Origin of the sequence: Streptomyces sp. NPDC059255, from assembly GCF_042752355.1 — a bacterium.
Lineage (GTDB): Bacteria > Actinomycetota > Actinomycetes > Streptomycetales > Streptomycetaceae > Streptomyces.
Map to the genome: position 1 here is coordinate 18,912 of NZ_JBHYZP010000036.1, position 15,890 is coordinate 34,801.

The window sequence follows — 15,890 nt, forward strand, 5'->3', positions numbered from 1 at the left end:
TCCGTGCGGCACCTACCCGGGTGCCGGAACACGCTTCCGTGTCCCGGCACCCGGGTCTGTCCCCCGCTTGCGTTGAACCCATTCTGAACTGCGGGGGCATGTGCACGCATTGCCGGATCCCGGCAATCTTTACGTTTCCTTAATGCCGGGCGCGTGCACCGACGGACGGGGCCCCCGCGCCGGATGGTGACGGCGGGACGGGCGTCCGGAGCCGCCGGCGCCCACGCACCGCGAGCCGCCGCCCAGACGGGCGGCGGCTCGCGGCGGACCCCATGGCGGTGAGTGCGGCAGCCGCCGCACTCACCCGGGGACCGTCAGGGATTCTCGATGGTGATGAAGGGGTCCCACTGGAAGTACCCCTGCAATTGACGGTGGTGGTCCAGGATCTGGAAGTAGAAGTGGTACACGACCTTGCCGGCCTTTTTGACGGTCGTCCGCCAGTAGTGGTCCTCGTAGTTCTGCGTCACGAAATCCGGCTTGCCCTCGGACCCCTCCTTCGGCATCGGATAGATTCCGTCGATCACCTCGATCTCCGGCGTCCTGATGAGGGTGTGCCCGCTGTCGCTGCTCACGTACCGGTAGAGCAGCGCCTTGTAGTCGCTGCTGAGCGAGATCGTCGTCTCCCGCCACCGGATGCTGTCGCCCGGCTCGGCCCGGAGGTTCAACTCGGCCCCCGAGTTGCCGATGATGTGATCGTGACGCGTCGTCATGTAGATCAGGTCGTGGTCGACCTGCGTCGGCACGTCGGGGTTCCTCGACGCGTTGGGATTGCGCTCGACGATCGTGGCCGCGTCGAATGCGATCAGTACGTTGAGATCAGCCATTTCCTGCCCCTTTCGAACACAAGAATTCCCCGAATTCCCTGAATTCCCTGACAAGGCTTTCCCGGGATACCGCTTTCCTGGGATACCGTCCCTGCGCGCCCCCCTTTCGCCTTCACCGTCGCGCACCCACCGCGCGGCGTGTCAGCCCGTCGTCGCCGAGGGATGCGGCACCTTGTACGCCATCGCCCGCGGGTAGTCGTGCCGTCGCAGCCGGACGCGGACCAGCAGGGGCCCCGCGTTGACCGGGTCGGCCGGGTCGGCGAGGCGGGCCAGCAGGTCGTCCAGCTCGGAGGCGTGGGCGATGCTGACGCCGGTCGCCGGGGTCTCCTTGCCCGCGAAGACGTCCGCGAGGCGGTCGTAGTGCCACGAGTGGAGGACGTTGTAGAAGTCCGGACGGTCCGAGCTGTCCGAGCTGTTCGAGCTGTCCGATCCGCCCGGGCTGTCCGGGCCGTCGGCGCCGTCCGGATCTCCGGAGCCCGGCTCCGCGTAGTAGGACGGGTGCACCAGCATCTGCTCGATGCCGTAGAAGTGCCCGTTGTCCATGACGAACACCACCGACCGCAGCCCGAGTCTGGTGTGCGTGGAGATCTCCTGGCAGGTCTCCTGGAAGGCGCCGTCCCCGACGAACACCATCGGGCGGGCGTGCCCGCGCTCGGGGGCGAGCGCCGCGCCGGTGGCCGCGCCGACCGACCAGCCGATGGACAGCCAGCTGATCTGCGACAGGAAGCCGCCCGCGGGCAGGGCCAGGTTCATCGAGCCGATGAGGGAGAACGCGGCGTCGGAGACGACCGTCCACTTCTGCCGGGTCTCCTCGCCCAGGAAGTGGTTGATCCGGTCGAACAGGCCGTCGTAGGTGAGCCGTTCGGTGTGCCCGGACGGCGAGCCCGCGACGCGGAGCGAGGCGCGGTGGTGCTCCAGGTCGGCGGGGCGGTCGCCGGGCGCCCCGTGGTGGGCGTGGGCCTCGGCGTAGTAGTCGGCGTCCAGTCCCCCGGATCCGTAACGGTTCACCAGCGCGTCCTGGAGGGCGGACAGGAGCGGTTCGAGCTGGACGTCGGGGAAGTACGACGTACCGACGCTGACGCCGCCGTTCGCGGCCGTCACCCAGTCGTCGCCGATGTACTGCTCGCCGCCGAGGTTCTTCGACGTGGACCAGGCGCCGAGCCCGATCCGGCAGGTGGCCCACTCCTTGAAGATCCGGTGCACGTCCGGATGGCTGGCCTTTCCGTTGTAGACGCCGTGGAACTGCGGCAGGTCCTCCCCGACGACGGCCTTGGCGCCCACGGTGGTGCAGTACGGCACCCCGGTGGCCTGCACCAGGTCGGTGAGGGGCCCGCCGAGCCGGAACCGGTCGATCTCCTCGCCCGCCCAGATGATCGGGCGGGGCCTGCCGTCCGGACCGGGATGCGCCGCGACCAGGGCGAGGACCGCGTCCACGGCCCGGTCCAGCATGGGCTGGTTGCGCGCGCTGAACGGCCGTTCACGGGGGAGGATCGGCCCCTCGGGCTCGGGACAGGGCTCGTCCCACAGGTCCTCCATGACCTCCAGGTAGACCGGCCTGCGCTCGGAGAGGCACGCGGTGAGCGCGGCGTCGATCTGGCCGGCGGCGAGCCCCGGGTTGGAGATCACCCGCGCGTCCACGGTGACCTGCCGGTAGACGTCCAGGTTGCTCTCCGCGCGGGGGCTCATGTGCGAGGTGAGCATGCCGATGGCGCGGTAGTTCTGCCACTGCTCGTACGGCGGTGAGGCGTTGATCGCGACGAGCGGGATCCGCTCGACGTAGGCGCCGCCGCAGGCGTTGAGCAGGTTGAACGCGCCGACGCTGTACGTGACCGCCGCCGCGCCGATGCCGTGGATACGGGCGTAGGCGTCGGCGGCCTGGCCCGCGCCGCCCTCGGTGGGGGTGCCGACCCACTCGACGTCGCCCTCGGCGCGCAGGGCGGTCAGGAAGGGGCCGAGGTGGTTGCCGGGGACGCCGAACAGGTGGGTGATGCCCAACTCGGCCAGCCGCAGGGCGAGATAGCGGGCGACCGTGCACCGGGGGGTGGTCGCGGTCACGAGCTGCCCTCCGCGTCCGGGCCCGGGGTGGTGACCGGCGGGGCCTGGTGGACGTCGGTGGCGGCGCGCACGGCGCTCTCCAGGGCGCCCTCGATCCAGGCGTGCTTGAGGGAGGTGTGCTCCCCGGCGAAGTGCACGGGGCCCTCGGGCCGCGGGACGTCCAGGTGGAAGCTGGTCATCTGGTGCGCGGTGTAGGTGGCGGCCTCTCCGAAGGCGTACGGGTCGCGGGCCCAGCTCTTGGTGGCGCCCCGCCCGGTGAAGAACACCTCGATGCGCCGGCCGTGCAGGGCCTGGAGGTTGCGCAGGGCGTAGACGTAGCGCTCCGCGTTCGGCATGGAGTCCCAGCGCGTGGCGTCGTCGGACCAGCAGTACGCGGCGAGCACCACGCCGCCGGTGCTGCCCTCGACGCGGTGCGACGGGTAGTACATGAACCGGTTGGGGTTGTCGGCGGCGGAGCCCCCGCCGAAGCAGTGGGTGGCGGGGCGGACGGCGGGCCCGCGCAGCGGCAGGGTGCTGTTGAGCCGCCGCATCTCCTCGGTGACGCTGCTGTCCTTGACCGCGGCGCCGAGCAGCCCGGTGTCCGCCTCGACGGGCGTGAGGGCGGAGTCGGTGTCCTCACCGGTGTCCGGCCCGGTGTCCGCGCCGCCGGCCGTCCGGTAGTTCTCGTACGCGCCCGGCGCGAGGCTCTCCAGTTCATTGCGCCAGTCGTCCTCGGTGAACTCCCACCACCGGTGGCTGAACTCCAGCAGCACCTTGGTGGCCTGGTCGTAATGGGTCTCGATGACGGCGCGGCGCTTCTTGTACGACATCGACGGGACGATCTCCACGAAGCGCAGGGCGGAGAACGGGATGGTGACGATCGCCAGGTCCCCGGTCCACAGCCGCGGCGGGGCCCCCGGGTCTTTCTCGGCGACGGTCTGTACGGCCACGCCCCATCCGTCGGGCCCGACGGCGCCGGTGCCCTCGGGGTCGGCGTCGCGGCTGGGGTCGTGGTATTCGAGGCGGATCATGCCGTGGCCGAGCCGCACCTCGTCGCGCAGCCCCTGGTACAGGGCGTGCGGCAGGCGCCAACTGCCGCCGGGTATCTCCCAGTAGCGTGCGTGGGGGTTGATGTCGCCGAGGCTCAGGAAGCTGTGGAAGAAGGAGAGGTGCAGCCGCGAGGACATGTTCTCCAGGGTTCCGAGGGCCTCGATCGCCTCGTCGCTGAGCCCGGCGTAGTCGCGCAGGAAGCCGCCCATCGAGTAGCCGTCGAAGTCGTGGATCACCCGGGCCCAGCCCTCGACCCACGCGTCGAAGGGCTTGTTGACGCGCTCCCCGTCGACCAGGTCGGAGTAGTAGTCGCGGACGCTCTCCAGCGCCCCGTCGACGGTCCGCACGACGGGCGCGCGGACCTCGTCGTCGGTGAGGTGGAAGCCCTCGTTGATCCGTTCGGGAGCGGTGGCGTACGCGCTGCGCCGTACCTGGACCCGGTTGGCGCGGATCCAGGAGTTGCCCAGCTTGTCGGGTTCACGGAAGTCGGGGCTGTCGTCGCCGTAACTCCAGGTCCGGCCGGTGAAGGAGGTGTACGTGACCGGGGGGACGGGGGTGTCGGGACCGCTGCCGGTGGCGGGGTCCACGTCCACGTTGTAGAACTGGCGGCGGCCGAGCCCGAGTTTGTCGACGAGGGCGAGGACGAGCGGGTGGAAGTCGGGCAGCCGCATGGCGCCGGCCTCGGCGTACTGGGCGGGGTCGTCGAAGGGCTGGTGGTGTTTGGTGGCGCGGACGGTCTTGATGCGTCCGCCGACGCGGCTCGCGTTGGCCTCGATGATGGTGACGTCGTGCCCGGCGTCCTTGAGCAGCCGGCCGGCGACGAGGCCGGTGATACCGGCGCCGACGACGAGGATCTTCTTGCGCGGGTGACGGGTGGGGCCGAGGTGGCCCGTGTCGATCAGGGTGTGGAGATAGCCGAGTTTGAGGTCCTTGCCGTCCGGCCCGACGAGGAGGAGTTCGCGGGCGAGCTTGAGACACGTCTGCCAGCGCGCACGGGTGGCGGAGTTGTCGCGTGGGGTGTCGGTCATAGCTGACGATCGTAGATACGAAGAAACGATTTCCCAGTTCCCCCGGAAGACAAAGTCCTAAAAGCGCCGACCGCATTGCCTGACGTAATTTCGACTTGCCCGCATTTCCTTCACAAGAACCGGAGTTCCACCAGGGACGGAAGGGAAATGAGAACGAAGCCGGGACAATCATTCCTGGCGGAATGAGAAAGTCCGGAGGCCTCGGCCGTGACGGCCCCACCGGACTTTCTCATTCCACCGCACCCCCGAAGAGCTGACCCGAAAATTCGTTCTCCCTCGCGCTGCAGGTTTTCGGCCGGGAGCGTCATGAATTCCCGACGAACTCCGCCACAGTCCGCCGACCCGCCGTCCTCTGACCCATTACGCGGATCACGCGATCACGCATTCGGCGAACCACCGGAGCGCTCGGGACCGATCAAGAGGTCGTCCACGAGGACCTGGCGCAGCCCGGTTCGGGACCGGAGGGAGAAGCAGCGGCGCAACGGCGTCGGCCCGTCACCTTCGTGGTGGCCGCGACGGCGGCGACGGGTCGCGCAACCCTCCGAACCCCATCATCCCTTTCGTCAGCGGAAGTTGAGGAACTGCGGGGCGCCCTCGTCCGTCATGTGAGGTGTCCGGGAATCAAGGAAAGGCCATCATGGCAAAGATCATCATCGCGGCCCCGCCCATCACCGGCGAACTGACACCGTTGCTCCAACTCGCCCGAGGACTCGCCGGGCGTGGCCACGGGATCACGGTGGTCACCGGTAGCCGCTTCCGCGCGGAGGTCGAGGACTCCGGCCTCACCTTCGTGCCGGTCACCGGCGCGGCCGACTTCGACGACCGCCTCCTGGACCAGGACCCCGAGCGCATGAAGCTCGCCCCCGGGCCGGAGATGCTCAACTACGACTGGATGCACTACTTCGTCGCCCCCATGCCCGACCAGCACGCCGTCCTGCAGCGCCTGCTGGAGCAGGACCCCGACCAGTACCTGATCGCCAACGCCGTGTGGCTCGGAGCCCTCCCCACCGCACTGGGCGCCCCCGGCCTCCGGCCCCGCCGCTGGGTCGGGGTGACGGCGGTCCCGCTCGCCCTCAGCAGCGACGACACGACCTTCTTCGGCCCGGTACCGGTGGGGCCCGGTGACGATCAGAAGGCCGCCAACCGGGCCGCCAACGCCCAGTTCGCCGCGATGATGCAGCCGACCCAGGACCGTCTCACCGAGGTCCTGCGCTCCCTCGGGGCCACGGAGGGCGTCACCTCGTTCGTGGACGGCATCACCACCGTCCCCGACGCGACAGCCGCGCTGACCGTGCCCGGCTTCGAGTTCGAGCGCGGCGACGCCCCGGACTCGCTGCACCTGGTCGGCATCCTGCCCGCCCGCAGCGCCCCCGACTGGGAGCCCCCGGCCTGGTGGGCGGAGCTGGACGGCTCCCGCCCCGTCGTGGTCGTCACCCAGGGGACCCTCGCCAACGGCGACCTGTCCCAACTCGTCGAACCGACCCTGACCGGCCTGGCCGACCTGGACGTCACCGTCGTCGCCGCCCTCGGCCGCGACACCGACGCCCTGTCCATCCCGGTCCCGGCCAACGCGCGGGTCGCCGAGTTCATCCCGTTCGACGCGCTGCTGCCCAAGGCGGACCTGTACATCACGAACGGCGGCCTCGGCGGCACCCAGCAGGCGCTCGCGGCCGGCGTGCCGGTCATCGTCGGAGGCCTCACCGAGGACAAGCCGGCCAACGCGGCGCGGGTCGCGTACCACGGCCTCGGCATCAACCTGGAGACCGCCACACCCACCCCGGAAGCGGTGGCCGCCGCCACCCAACTGGCCCTCAAGGACACCGACATGCGGGACAACGTCCAGAAGCTCGCCCCGGTCTACGCCGCACACGACGCCCTCGGCACGATCGAGCACCTGACCCTCGGCTGAAACGCGCCTGAACGCCCCTGATACGGGGCCGCCAAGGCCTGCCCGGTGGTGCATTGCGTGCCGTGGGGCCGCACCCTCCTGGGGTGTGGTGTTCGCGGCTCCAGGCCAGGGGAGGGGTCTCCTGGGGAAGGGCGGTTTGTTGCGGGGGCCGGACCCAGGCTTCCGGGTCGGCTCGCCCTGCGGGGCGCGCAGCAGTGGAGTGGGGTGGCCGGTGCGGCACGCCGCTGCGCGTCTTGGGGGCGCAGCGCAGAGGCGGCCGGATCGGAGGTCAGCGCAGGGCTCGGGTGACGCGCTGCCGGAGGGTCTGATCGCCGATGATGTCGGCGTCGCGCCAGGCGGCGCCGGTCACCTCTTCCGCCTGGAGCTGACCGACGTCGGCCGTGGTGCGGAAGAGGAAGCGGAAGTCGATGTGCTGGTGGTCCGGTTCACCCTTGGAGTGGTTGGCGGGAATGTGGTGGACGTCGATGTGAAGGGGCCGGTGCGTCACCGTGGTGACGGCGTCGGCGGGAATGCCTGTCTCCTCGATGAGCTCGCGCAGGGCCGCTTCCAGCAGCGTGTCGTCCACGCTTTCGAGGTGGCCGCCGGGAAGGAGCCACTTGTCCAGGGCGAGATGGTGGACGTGCAGGATGCGCCCGTCCGGTCCGGCGAGGATCGCGCCGGCGGTCGCGTGGCCGCGGAACTCGCTGCGTACGGTGAGGTCGGCGCCGGAGTCCAGGAGGTCCAGGACCGGTGCGAGGCCGGGCTTCTCCTCGGGGTGTTCGTCGAGGTAGACGGTCAGGGTGGTGCGGAGGTGGGCTTCAGTGATGGGCAAGTCGATCACCTGTTGAAGTAGGAGAGCCAGGTCGCCGCGACAGCGGCTCGGTCGGCGGCGCTGACCTCGTGGATACCAGGGTCGAGGTCACCGCGGGTGAGCATCCTGATGCCGGCGAGGATTTCCGCCTGGACCAGGAAGATGAACGGTCCAACGCTGGCACCGTGCAGGAAGTTGACGGCGTTCCCGCCGTTCGCCAGATAGAAGTAATGACCCGTGGTCTGGTAGCGCGTGACGTGGTCGCCGGCCATCGTGCGGGTGTAGACGTTCGGCAACCCGGCGAGGTCGAGTTCGTCCTCGCTGCTGGTGACGGTGGCGACGTAGGCACCGTTTCGAAGGTGCGGGAAGTCCTCGCCGTGCAAGGAGACCGCGCCGGTCGCGCAGAGCACCAGCCCGGCCCCGGTCAGCCCGCTCTCACGGTCACGGGCGACGGCGAAGCCCTGGGAGAGGGCTTGAGTACGGCGGACGGGGTCGATGTCGAAGACGGTGACCTGGACACCCTTGGCGTGCAGCAACCGGGCGATGCTGGAGCCGAGCTTGCCGAAGCCGATGACCAGGGCGGGCCGTCCGTGCAGGATGTCGCCGCGCCCGCGCATGACGGCCTCGGTGGAGAAGACAACGGACTGGCCGACGAGGAAATCCTCGGGGTCCTTCAGGGGTGACCGGGCGACCGAGATGACCGGGCAGGGCAGCTTGTCGAGGTCCTCGTAGCGACGGTGGCCGTTCTCGGTGTCCTCGATCACCCCGGCGATCCGGCCGGAGAAGCGTTCGTGCAGGGCGACGAGGGTCGGGGCGAAGTAGCCGCCGACGTCCAGCAGTGCGACCGGCTCGTCGGCGGCCCGGGACTCGAAGTAGTCCAGCGTGCTGTCGGAATCGGCAAACCGTTCGCGGGTCAGAGCGTCGACCGGGAAGGTCTGCTCGACCTCGCGCCGGGCGGCCGGAACGATGGACTTCGGTTTGGGCAGCACCGCCCGCAGCCTGGAGAGGGAGGCGACCGCGCGGACGAAGCCGGGGCGCTCGGGCAGCAGGTGGGTGACCAGGAACGACGCGGCCTGCTCGTCAGGGGCGAACTGGGCGGCGATTCTGGCGAAGTAGGCGTCCAGCCGGGCGCGTTCGAAGGACTCCATTGCAGTTCCCTCTCATGAAGAGTGCGGCTGTGCATGGGAAGGCTGATGCTCTTGGTGGTGCAGGCCGGACCGAACAGGCTGGGACCTGTTCGGCGGACTTGCCTACGAGGGCGACGCGCAAGAATCCGAGGGCCGGTGAGGCCGGCATTGGGGAGTCGCCGTCATAAGGGCCCTGGAAGGTGAGGGGGTGGTGAGCGGTGAGCTCGGTCTCGTCAGCGGTTCTCGGGGCATTGATGAGGACCGTAGGGGTCAACCCCCGATGCGCCCAATGGGTTTGCTCTTGTTTGCTCCCAATTCCCCGAAAGGGGTGAATGTCTGTACTGGGGGCACCAGAGGCCGCAAACTGGAGCAACACCAAGGACGGGAGACTGACCATGCAGTTACGGTTCCTCGGCAAGGAGTCCAACCCCACGGAGTCACCCACTCTGTACGTCACGGACCAGCTCTCCTACGTCGTGCAGGGATGGAAGGTCACAGACCCGGAGGTCCTCGCGAAGCTCGACGTCCCCGACGGTGAGACGATCGTGGAAGTTCCGGCATCGCTCTTCGAGCACCTGGCCAAGGACGGGCTGTCCGGGGTGGTGACAACCTGGGCACCGCCGATCGTCCATGTCACGCGGAAGGACACGTACATCGTCCAGGGGCGGCGCGTCAGCGATGCCGAGACCTTGGAACAGATGAGCATCCCCAGCCACGAGGACTGCGTCGTGGTGAGCAAGGAAGCAGTTCTGGCTCTACTGGAGGAGAACGATGGCGGGCCTGGTCACGGGTGAGCAGCGCGACAAGCTGTTCCACACCTTCCAACAGGAGGCTTTTCACCTGGAGTTGAAGGACGCATACCACACCACCATCGAGGACGGTCCGTACGCGAAGTGGCAGCGTGGAGAAGTTGACGACTACGCCTGGTTCACACCATGGCTGGACCAGACCCGAGCTCTCACGGCCACGGGCAAGAAGATCCGGCGCGTGCGCGTGGTCTCCGAGCCGTTCACGGACTACATCCGGTGGGAGCACTCACTGACACCCCTCAACTTGGAGGCGGGCGAAGACATCCGGTGGCTCCCGAGGCGTCTCCTCCCCGGCCCGGTCACCTTCCCGGTGAACGGCCATGATTGGTGGCTCTTCGACTGCAAGATCCTCGCCGTCACGCACTTCCGCGAGGATGGACGCTACGAGGGTTCCGAACTGATCGAAGACCCGGAGATGGTGGGGGAATGCGTGCGGGTTCGAGATCAGCTTTGGAGTCTCGCCCTTCCGTACGACCAGTACCAGAGTGACTGACCAGCCCCAGTGGCCAACCAAGCTCAACAGGCACGTGAGGCGCTCGGCGCCCGACTGCGTGAACTTCGCAAGGACGCGGAACTCACCGGCCGGGCACTGGCCCAACAGGCAGGATGGCAGCTTTCCAAGGTCTCCCGCATCGAGCACGGCAAGCAGAACGCCGGCGAGAGCGACATTCGCGTGTGGTGCCGGATCACCGGCGCCCAGGCCCAGATCCCGGACCTCATTGCCACCGCCCGCCACATCGAAGCCATGTGGTTGGAGTGGCGGCGCACGTTCCAAGCCGGAGCCGGACACGCGAATCGGCGCTCTCTCCCGCTGTACGAGAAGACCGAGGTCTTCCGCATCTGGCACCCGACCGTCGTGTGGGGCACCCTCCAGACCGCCGACTACGCCGCTGCCACCTTCCGACAGGTCATCGACTTCCTCGACATCCCCGACGACCTCGACTCCGCCGTCGCAGCCCGCATGGAGCGTCAGCGATACCTCTACAGCGGCAATCGCCGCTTCGTCGTCGTCCTCGGGGAGCAGGCCCTCTACACGAACTACGGCGCCCCCGAAGTGATGCGCGGACAGCTCGACCGCCTCCTCGCTGTGATATCGCTGCCCCGCCTGAGCCTCGGCATCGTCCCCTCCACAGCGCCCATGGAGATCTGGCCCGGCAACTCCTTCTCCCTCTTCGACGATCGCATGGTCATCGTGGAGACCTTTTCGGCCGAGATGACCATCACCCAGCCGCGGGAGATCGCCCTCTACTTCAAGGCGTTCTCACTGCTCCAGCGTGCCGCCGTCCACGGGCAGCCCGCCCGCCGGCTCATCGCCAACGCTCTCGATCGCTACCGGGAACAGTAGGGCGGCCGGCCCGCTAGCCGCGAATTTCCGGTCGGCCGGCTCTCCCCACCCGGCTCCGCCGGCTCGCACATCCGGGCGGGTCTTCAAGACCGGACGAAGCACCCGGTCTAGCGGGTATGAGGCGGGCGCTGTGTGGTGAGGGCGCATTGGGCTTCCTGAGCGGCCATGACCTCATCACCGTGTTCGAAGGCCCATGCTCCGACGGCGTCGATGGGAGCCAGCAAGGTGCGCCCGAGAACCGTGAGTTCGTACTCGACCCGCGCCGGTGCTCCGGGATGTGCGTGCCGTGCCACCAGCCCGTTGAACTGCAGGCGCCGCAGTGTCTCGGTGAGGACCTTGGAACTGATACTCCCGATGCGCTCCCGCAGTTCGACCGGGCGCATGGGGCGGTCGCGCAGTGCCCGGAGCACCACGGCATTCCACGTGTTCGAGAGCAGGTCGAAGGCGAGCCGGGCGCGGCAGTCGGCAAGGAAGGCGTCGGTCGTCACGTACCAAATGGTGCCCGACAGGCCACCTAGCGTCATCCCGAACGGTCAAGCAGACACGGAGAAGGGGTACGTGATGAGGATCGGCGTGCTGGGTACGGGCAACATGGCGGACGCACTCGCCGCCCACTGGGTGCGGGCCGGGCATGAGGTGACCATCGGGGGACGGGACGCGGACAAGGCGAAGCGGCTCGCGATGCGCGTCGGGGGCAGCGCGAAGCCTGCCGGCCTGCGTGGCGCGGCCGAGTTTGGTCAGGTGGTGCTGGTGGCTCTGCCCTTTGACGCGGGGGCGGCCGTGGCAGGGGAGCTGGGCGCGGCCCTTGACTGCAAGGTGCTGCTCGACTGTTCCAATCCGGTCGGGCCGGGCTTCCGGCTGCTGACGGAGGGGGGTGCTTCGGCCGCGCAGCAGCTCGCCGCAGCGGCACCGGGAGCTCATGTGGTCAAGGCGTTCAATCTCTGCCACGAGGACGTGTGGAGGATGCGGCCCCCGGTCTTCGACGGACGACCACTGGGCGTTCCGGTCTGCGGGGACGACGATGCATCCCTCGCACGGGTACACGAGTTGGTGCGGGACGTGGGTTGCGTGCCCGTAGTCGCCGGCGGTCTCGAACGGGCCGGCCTCCTGGAAGCGACTGCCGCGCTCTTCATCGCGCTATGGGTCGAAGAGGGAGCAGACGTCCAGGCAATCGCACCTCCATTGGCCTATGCAGCCGGACCAACTCCCAGTCCTCAAGAGGAGTGACCTGTGTGAACCGGAGTAACGGGGAAGGCGACTTTCGGGGAGTCATGTACCGGGAGTCCCGTTCTGGGCACTTCCGGGTACCGATCGAGGGATCCAGGGCCGCCCTGACCCTCAACAGCGCCTCCGCGCCCTCCTTTCGGCCCGCCCATTCCTCACCCGGTCCGATCGCCACGGCCCCCACCCACCATGAGTGACCAGCGGGGCATGCAGCCCAGCCTGCATCCGGTCCGCACCCGCTTGACGAAAGCCCAGCAGACCCACTCCACGACCGCGCGCCCCGCAGGGCAAACCGACCCGGCAGCCTAGGACCGGCCCCAGGCACAGAGATGCTTTCCCAGGGGCCCCCGCGAACGGTGCCCTCGGCAGCTCGGTGCCCAGCGGCGGGAGGGGGCGTTCAGGGCCTGCGGTCGTGGAAGGTGCGACGCAGGTCGCTCACCCAGGCGTCGGGGTTCTCCCAGGGGATGAAGTGGCCGCCGTGGTCGTGGGCGTTGACGTTGACATGGTTGAACCAATCCGCCTGCGGGCCGGCCTTGAATGCCCGGACGCGCTCGTCGGCGGTCCGGATGCCGGGCGGGTTCTCGTACGTGACGAAGGTGAGGCCGACCGGGGCCTGTACGACCGGGGTGCGGTCGTGGGCGGGGGTCCAGGGGTAGCGGTTGGCGTTGGCGTAGTAACGCATCGATGTGGCGATGGAGTTGTTCACCCAGTAGATCGTGGCGTGGGTGAGCAGGTCGTCCTTGGTGAAGACGGACTCCACGTCGCCGCCGTTGTCGCTCCACGCGTTCCAGCGCTCCAGCAGCCAGGCGAGAAGTCCGGCGGGTGAGTCGCTCAGCCCGTGGGCCAGGGTGGCTCCGTCGAGCATGTGCACGGTGAGGTGGGACGCCGAGCGGTGGTCCAGCTCGACGATGCGGGCGCGGACGTCGGCGGGCTGGTCGTCGGTGAGGGGCCGGTTCCGGGCGAAGTCCCAGGCGCGGGGGCCGGTGAAGAAGTCGAGCGGCAACCCGGAGCCGATGTGGATGCCGTACAGCTCGTCGGCGTACTTGTGGCCGAGCTGGCTGGAGACGATCCCGCCGATGTCACAGCCCCCGGCGGCGTACTTCTCGTAACCCAGGGTCTCGGTCATCAGGGTGTGCCAGAGGTCGGAGACCTTCCAGAAGTTGACGTCCGGAAAGCCGGTGAGCGGGCGGGGGAAACCGAAGCCGGGCAGGGAGGGCACGATGACGTCGAACGCGTCGGCGGGGTCACCGCCGAACGCGGCCGGGTCGGCGAGCGGGTCGATCACCTTCGACCAGTGCCAGAACGTCCACGGCCAGCCGTGGGTGAGGATCAACGGGATCGGGCGGGGGCCACGGCCGGGCTTGCGCATGAAGTGCACCGGGACACCGGCGACGTTCACCTGGTAGTGCGCGTAGGCATTGATGGCCGTCTCGGCATTGCGCCAGTCGTAGCCGTCCCGCCAGTAGGCGACCAGCTCACGGAGATAGCTGTCCGGGACGCCGTAGGACCAGTCCTCATTCCCCTCGTCCAGCGGCGGACGGGTCAGTGCGAGACGGGCGCGCAGGTCGTCGAGGACCTCGTCGGACACATGGATCGGGGTGGGCTCCAAGGGGAAGGCGCGCGGGGTGGTCATGGCGTGGTTCCTTCTGGGTAGGGGGAACGGCTCCGCCCGCCATTGGATCAGCACCGCCGTGTCCCTTGCCGGGACGGCGCCCGCCTTCGGGGCGGCCAAGGCGCGGGGACGCTCAGCCGCTCGCGCCCCGGGCAGAACGGTCGGCCTTGGCCCCTGTCAGGAAGGTGTGCCACTGGGTGGGAGTGAAGTGCAGCGACGGGCGGTTCGTGTCCTTGCTGTCCCGCACGGCACCGCCACCGTTGGCGGTGGGGGCCACCTCGACGCAGTTGTTGTCGTGGCCCGAGTAGGACGACTTTCGGTAAGGGCCCACAACCTCAAAGGTCACGACGCTGCCTTGGCGTGGGCCAGGAAAGCCTGCCACCCGGCAGAAGTGAAGTGCAGGGAGGGCCCGGCGTGGTCCTTGCTGTCGCGTACGGCACGGCCACCGTTGACAGTTACGGCAATCTCGACGCAGTTGTTCTCCTGCCCGGAGTACGAAGACTTCCGGTACGGGCCTATGACATCAGGGGTCACGATGTGTCTTCCTTGCTGCTCCGCAGCGCGGCCCGGATGAGCCGCGCGCTCGCCTCAGGTGCCAGTGCCGCCGATCGTAGTTGGTCGAACGCGTTGGCGTAAGCCGTCAAATCGTCGGCGGCTTCGAGGACGGACGTACCTCTGAGGTTGTCCAGGGTTACGGCTTCCACCATCGGATCGGAGTCGAAACTGAACGAGGAGAATGCTGAGGTCATCCCCGCCTTTGCCCCTGCGGTGAACGGCAGAACCTGGATGGTTACGTTCTTCCGCTTGCCCGCCTCAAGGGTGTGCGCCAACTGCTCCCGATGGATGTCGGCGTCCACGAGCGGGTGCTTGATGACCGGTTCCCAAATGATCGCGGTGTAGCTGGCACCGCCCTCGCCGATCTTCGCCTGGCGCCCCTCCCGAACCTGCATCAGCTTCTCGATCCGCTCGGGAGCCACGTATCCGAGACCTGCCTCGATGGTTGCCTTGGCGTAGGCAGAGACTTGCAACAGGCCTGGGAATACGACGGGTTGCCAGTCACGGATGTACGTGGCGTCGTCCTCCAGCGAGATGTGGTCGAGGTAATCCGCACGCAGATGCGCGGCATGCTCCAACCACCACCCGCGCCGCTTCGACGTCTTGGCCAACTCCTCGTACCGCGCCACCTTTTCGCGGTCCGTCTCCCCGTAAGCGGCCATGAGCAGGCGGACATCGATGACGCGGCACGTCACATGCCCGCTCTCCATGCGGCTGATCTTGGCCGCAGACGCGGCGATCACCTCGGCCGCCGCCGGCTGGTCCATCTTCGCCGCGTGCCTGTATCGCCGGAGTGCCGCACCGAGTCGCCTGCTGCGCACCGTCGGCTTCCCACCATCGGGCATGGCGTTCCCCTCTCTTCAGGTGCCTAAGTCTGCAACTCCCCAATACGGCACGGCTAGTCACTCGTTCGAGCTAATGACTGCATGCTTGCATCCAAGATGGGTTGTAACCAGGGGCCGCGCAGCCCTAGCCTCACCACACGCGCCGTCAGCATTCAGCTACGCAGCGCGACATCGACCATGCGCCAGCCTGGGGGTACCCCATGCCCCCACACCTCTTCGCGGAGCCCTTGCGCGACACCTTCCGCATTCCGAAACGCAAGAAGCACGTGCCGGCCGCACGGGCCCGTGTCAGAGAGACCCTGGAGAAGTGGGGGCTCGAACAGCTCGCCCCGGAGGTCGAGTTGGCGGCCTCGGAACTCGTCACCAATGCCGTCCGCCACTGCCGGGTGAGCTTCGCCGAGGTCGAGGTGGCCGTTCATGTCGACTGGGGCGACCTGGTGTTGGAGGTCTCCGACCCCGACCGCGCCAGGCTGCCCCAGATCCGGGAAGGCCGCCCCGAGGACGAGGAGGGCGGGCGCGGGCTGCTGCTGGTCGCCGCGCTGGCCGAGGAGTGGGGGTGCCGGGAGCTGGCGTACGGGAAGTGCGTGTGGGCGCGGTTCACCCTGAACGGGCGGCCGGGGTGACGGGGCTGCCGCGCCGTGCGCTCCGGTGGCGCCGTAACCGACCACCCTTGCCCGCCACCAACGCGCCCGGCGTGCGCGGGAGGCGCAGAGGCGCGTCCGCCGTGGTCCGGGTCCG

At 68.7% G+C, this 15,890-nt stretch carries 16 protein-coding genes; 6 read left to right on the plus strand and 10 right to left on the minus strand.

Annotated features, from left to right (window positions below; genetic code table 11):
* Window positions 1-314: 314 nt before the first annotated feature.
* From ACFXKG_RS32130 to ACFXKG_RS32140, 3 genes are all read right to left on the minus strand, one after another.
* Entirely contained in the window at window positions 315-824 is a 510-nt protein-coding gene (locus ACFXKG_RS32130; protein WP_384846526.1) for an inclusion body family protein, read from the minus strand.
* Between the two features lie 141 nt (window positions 825-965).
* A complete protein-coding gene (locus ACFXKG_RS32135; protein WP_384846528.1) occupies window positions 966-2,879 on the minus strand; it encodes a thiamine pyrophosphate-binding protein in 1,914 nt (637 codons plus the stop codon).
* Window positions 2,876-4,936, minus strand: coding sequence for a flavin monoamine oxidase family protein (locus tag ACFXKG_RS32140; protein WP_384846530.1), 2,061 nt, complete (start codon window positions 4,934-4,936; stop codon window positions 2,876-2,878). The genes ACFXKG_RS32135 and ACFXKG_RS32140 overlap by 4 nt, the downstream gene beginning before the upstream one ends.
* 637 nt (window positions 4,937-5,573) lie before the next feature.
* On the opposite strand from ACFXKG_RS32140, the gene ACFXKG_RS32145 reads away from it, so the two are divergent.
* Window positions 5,574-6,845: a nucleotide disphospho-sugar-binding domain-containing protein gene (locus ACFXKG_RS32145; RefSeq protein ID WP_384846532.1), complete on the plus strand. Its 1,272-nt coding sequence runs from the start codon at window positions 5,574-5,576 to the stop codon at window positions 6,843-6,845.
* A 268-nt stretch (window positions 6,846-7,113) separates the two neighbouring features.
* Here the strand turns inward: ACFXKG_RS32145 and ACFXKG_RS32150 are convergent, their stop codons facing one another.
* Complete coding sequence (locus ACFXKG_RS32150; RefSeq protein WP_384846534.1) at window positions 7,114-7,665, minus strand: NUDIX hydrolase; 552 nt, start codon at window positions 7,663-7,665, stop codon at window positions 7,114-7,116.
* Window positions 7,662-8,783 (minus strand): NAD-binding protein, encoded by a 1,122-nt coding sequence (locus tag ACFXKG_RS32155; protein WP_384846536.1) that lies wholly within the window; start codon window positions 8,781-8,783, stop codon window positions 7,662-7,664. The genes ACFXKG_RS32150 and ACFXKG_RS32155 overlap by 4 nt, the downstream gene beginning before the upstream one ends.
* Window positions 8,784-9,094: 311 nt before the next feature.
* Here ACFXKG_RS32155 and ACFXKG_RS32160 point away from each other — a divergent pair, with 311 nt between their 5' ends.
* The 3 genes from ACFXKG_RS32160 to ACFXKG_RS32170 are packed head-to-tail and all read left to right on the plus strand — an operon-like array spanning window position 9,095 to window position 10,916.
* The gene (locus ACFXKG_RS32160; RefSeq protein ID WP_384846538.1) at window positions 9,095-9,556 is read left to right on the plus strand and encodes a hypothetical protein; all 462 of its coding nucleotides are present in this window, start codon (window positions 9,095-9,097) and stop codon (window positions 9,554-9,556) included.
* Window positions 9,534-10,064 (plus strand): DUF6879 family protein, encoded by a 531-nt coding sequence (locus ACFXKG_RS32165; RefSeq protein ID WP_384846540.1) that lies wholly within the window; start codon window positions 9,534-9,536, stop codon window positions 10,062-10,064. The genes ACFXKG_RS32160 and ACFXKG_RS32165 overlap by 23 nt, the downstream gene beginning before the upstream one ends.
* 9 nt (window positions 10,065-10,073) lie before the next feature.
* Window positions 10,074-10,916 carry a helix-turn-helix domain-containing protein gene (locus ACFXKG_RS32170; RefSeq protein ID WP_384846542.1) on the plus strand — a complete coding sequence of 281 codons (843 nt, stop codon included), beginning with the start codon at window positions 10,074-10,076 and terminating at the stop codon, window positions 10,914-10,916.
* Window positions 10,917-11,023: 107 nt separating this feature from the next.
* On the opposite strand, the gene ACFXKG_RS32175 is transcribed toward ACFXKG_RS32170, so the two are convergent.
* Window positions 11,024-11,404: a winged helix-turn-helix transcriptional regulator gene (locus ACFXKG_RS32175; RefSeq protein WP_384846544.1), complete on the minus strand. Its 381-nt coding sequence runs from the start codon at window positions 11,402-11,404 to the stop codon at window positions 11,024-11,026.
* A gap of 73 nt (window positions 11,405-11,477) precedes the next feature.
* Here ACFXKG_RS32175 and ACFXKG_RS32180 point away from each other — a divergent pair, with 73 nt between their 5' ends.
* Window positions 11,478-12,143 (plus strand): NADPH-dependent F420 reductase, encoded by a 666-nt coding sequence (locus tag ACFXKG_RS32180; RefSeq protein WP_384846546.1) that lies wholly within the window; start codon window positions 11,478-11,480, stop codon window positions 12,141-12,143.
* 394 nt (window positions 12,144-12,537) lie between these two features.
* Here ACFXKG_RS32180 and ACFXKG_RS32185 read toward each other — a convergent pair whose 3' ends face one another.
* The 4 genes from ACFXKG_RS32185 to ACFXKG_RS32200 all read right to left on the minus strand — a co-directional run bounded on the left by ACFXKG_RS32185 (window position 12,538) and on the right by ACFXKG_RS32200 (window position 15,152).
* Complete coding sequence (locus ACFXKG_RS32185) at window positions 12,538-13,773, minus strand: epoxide hydrolase family protein (RefSeq protein WP_384846548.1); 1,236 nt, start codon at window positions 13,771-13,773, stop codon at window positions 12,538-12,540.
* A 112-nt stretch (window positions 13,774-13,885) separates the two neighbouring features.
* Window positions 13,886-14,083 carry a DUF397 domain-containing protein gene (locus tag ACFXKG_RS32190; RefSeq protein ID WP_384846550.1) on the minus strand — a complete coding sequence of 66 codons (198 nt, stop codon included), beginning with the start codon at window positions 14,081-14,083 and terminating at the stop codon, window positions 13,886-13,888.
* 11 nt (window positions 14,084-14,094) lie between these two features.
* A complete protein-coding gene (locus tag ACFXKG_RS32195; protein WP_384846552.1) occupies window positions 14,095-14,286 on the minus strand; it encodes a DUF397 domain-containing protein in 192 nt (63 codons plus the stop codon).
* Window positions 14,283-15,152: a DUF5753 domain-containing protein gene (locus ACFXKG_RS32200; protein ID WP_384846554.1), complete on the minus strand. Its 870-nt coding sequence runs from the start codon at window positions 15,150-15,152 to the stop codon at window positions 14,283-14,285. Before ACFXKG_RS32200 ends, ACFXKG_RS32195 begins: the two co-directional genes overlap by 4 nt.
* Window positions 15,153-15,352: 200 nt before the next feature.
* Here ACFXKG_RS32200 and ACFXKG_RS32205 point away from each other — a divergent pair, with 200 nt between their 5' ends.
* Window positions 15,353-15,775: an ATP-binding protein gene (locus tag ACFXKG_RS32205; protein WP_384846556.1), complete on the plus strand. Its 423-nt coding sequence runs from the start codon at window positions 15,353-15,355 to the stop codon at window positions 15,773-15,775.
* Window positions 15,776-15,890 lie beyond the last annotated feature (115 nt).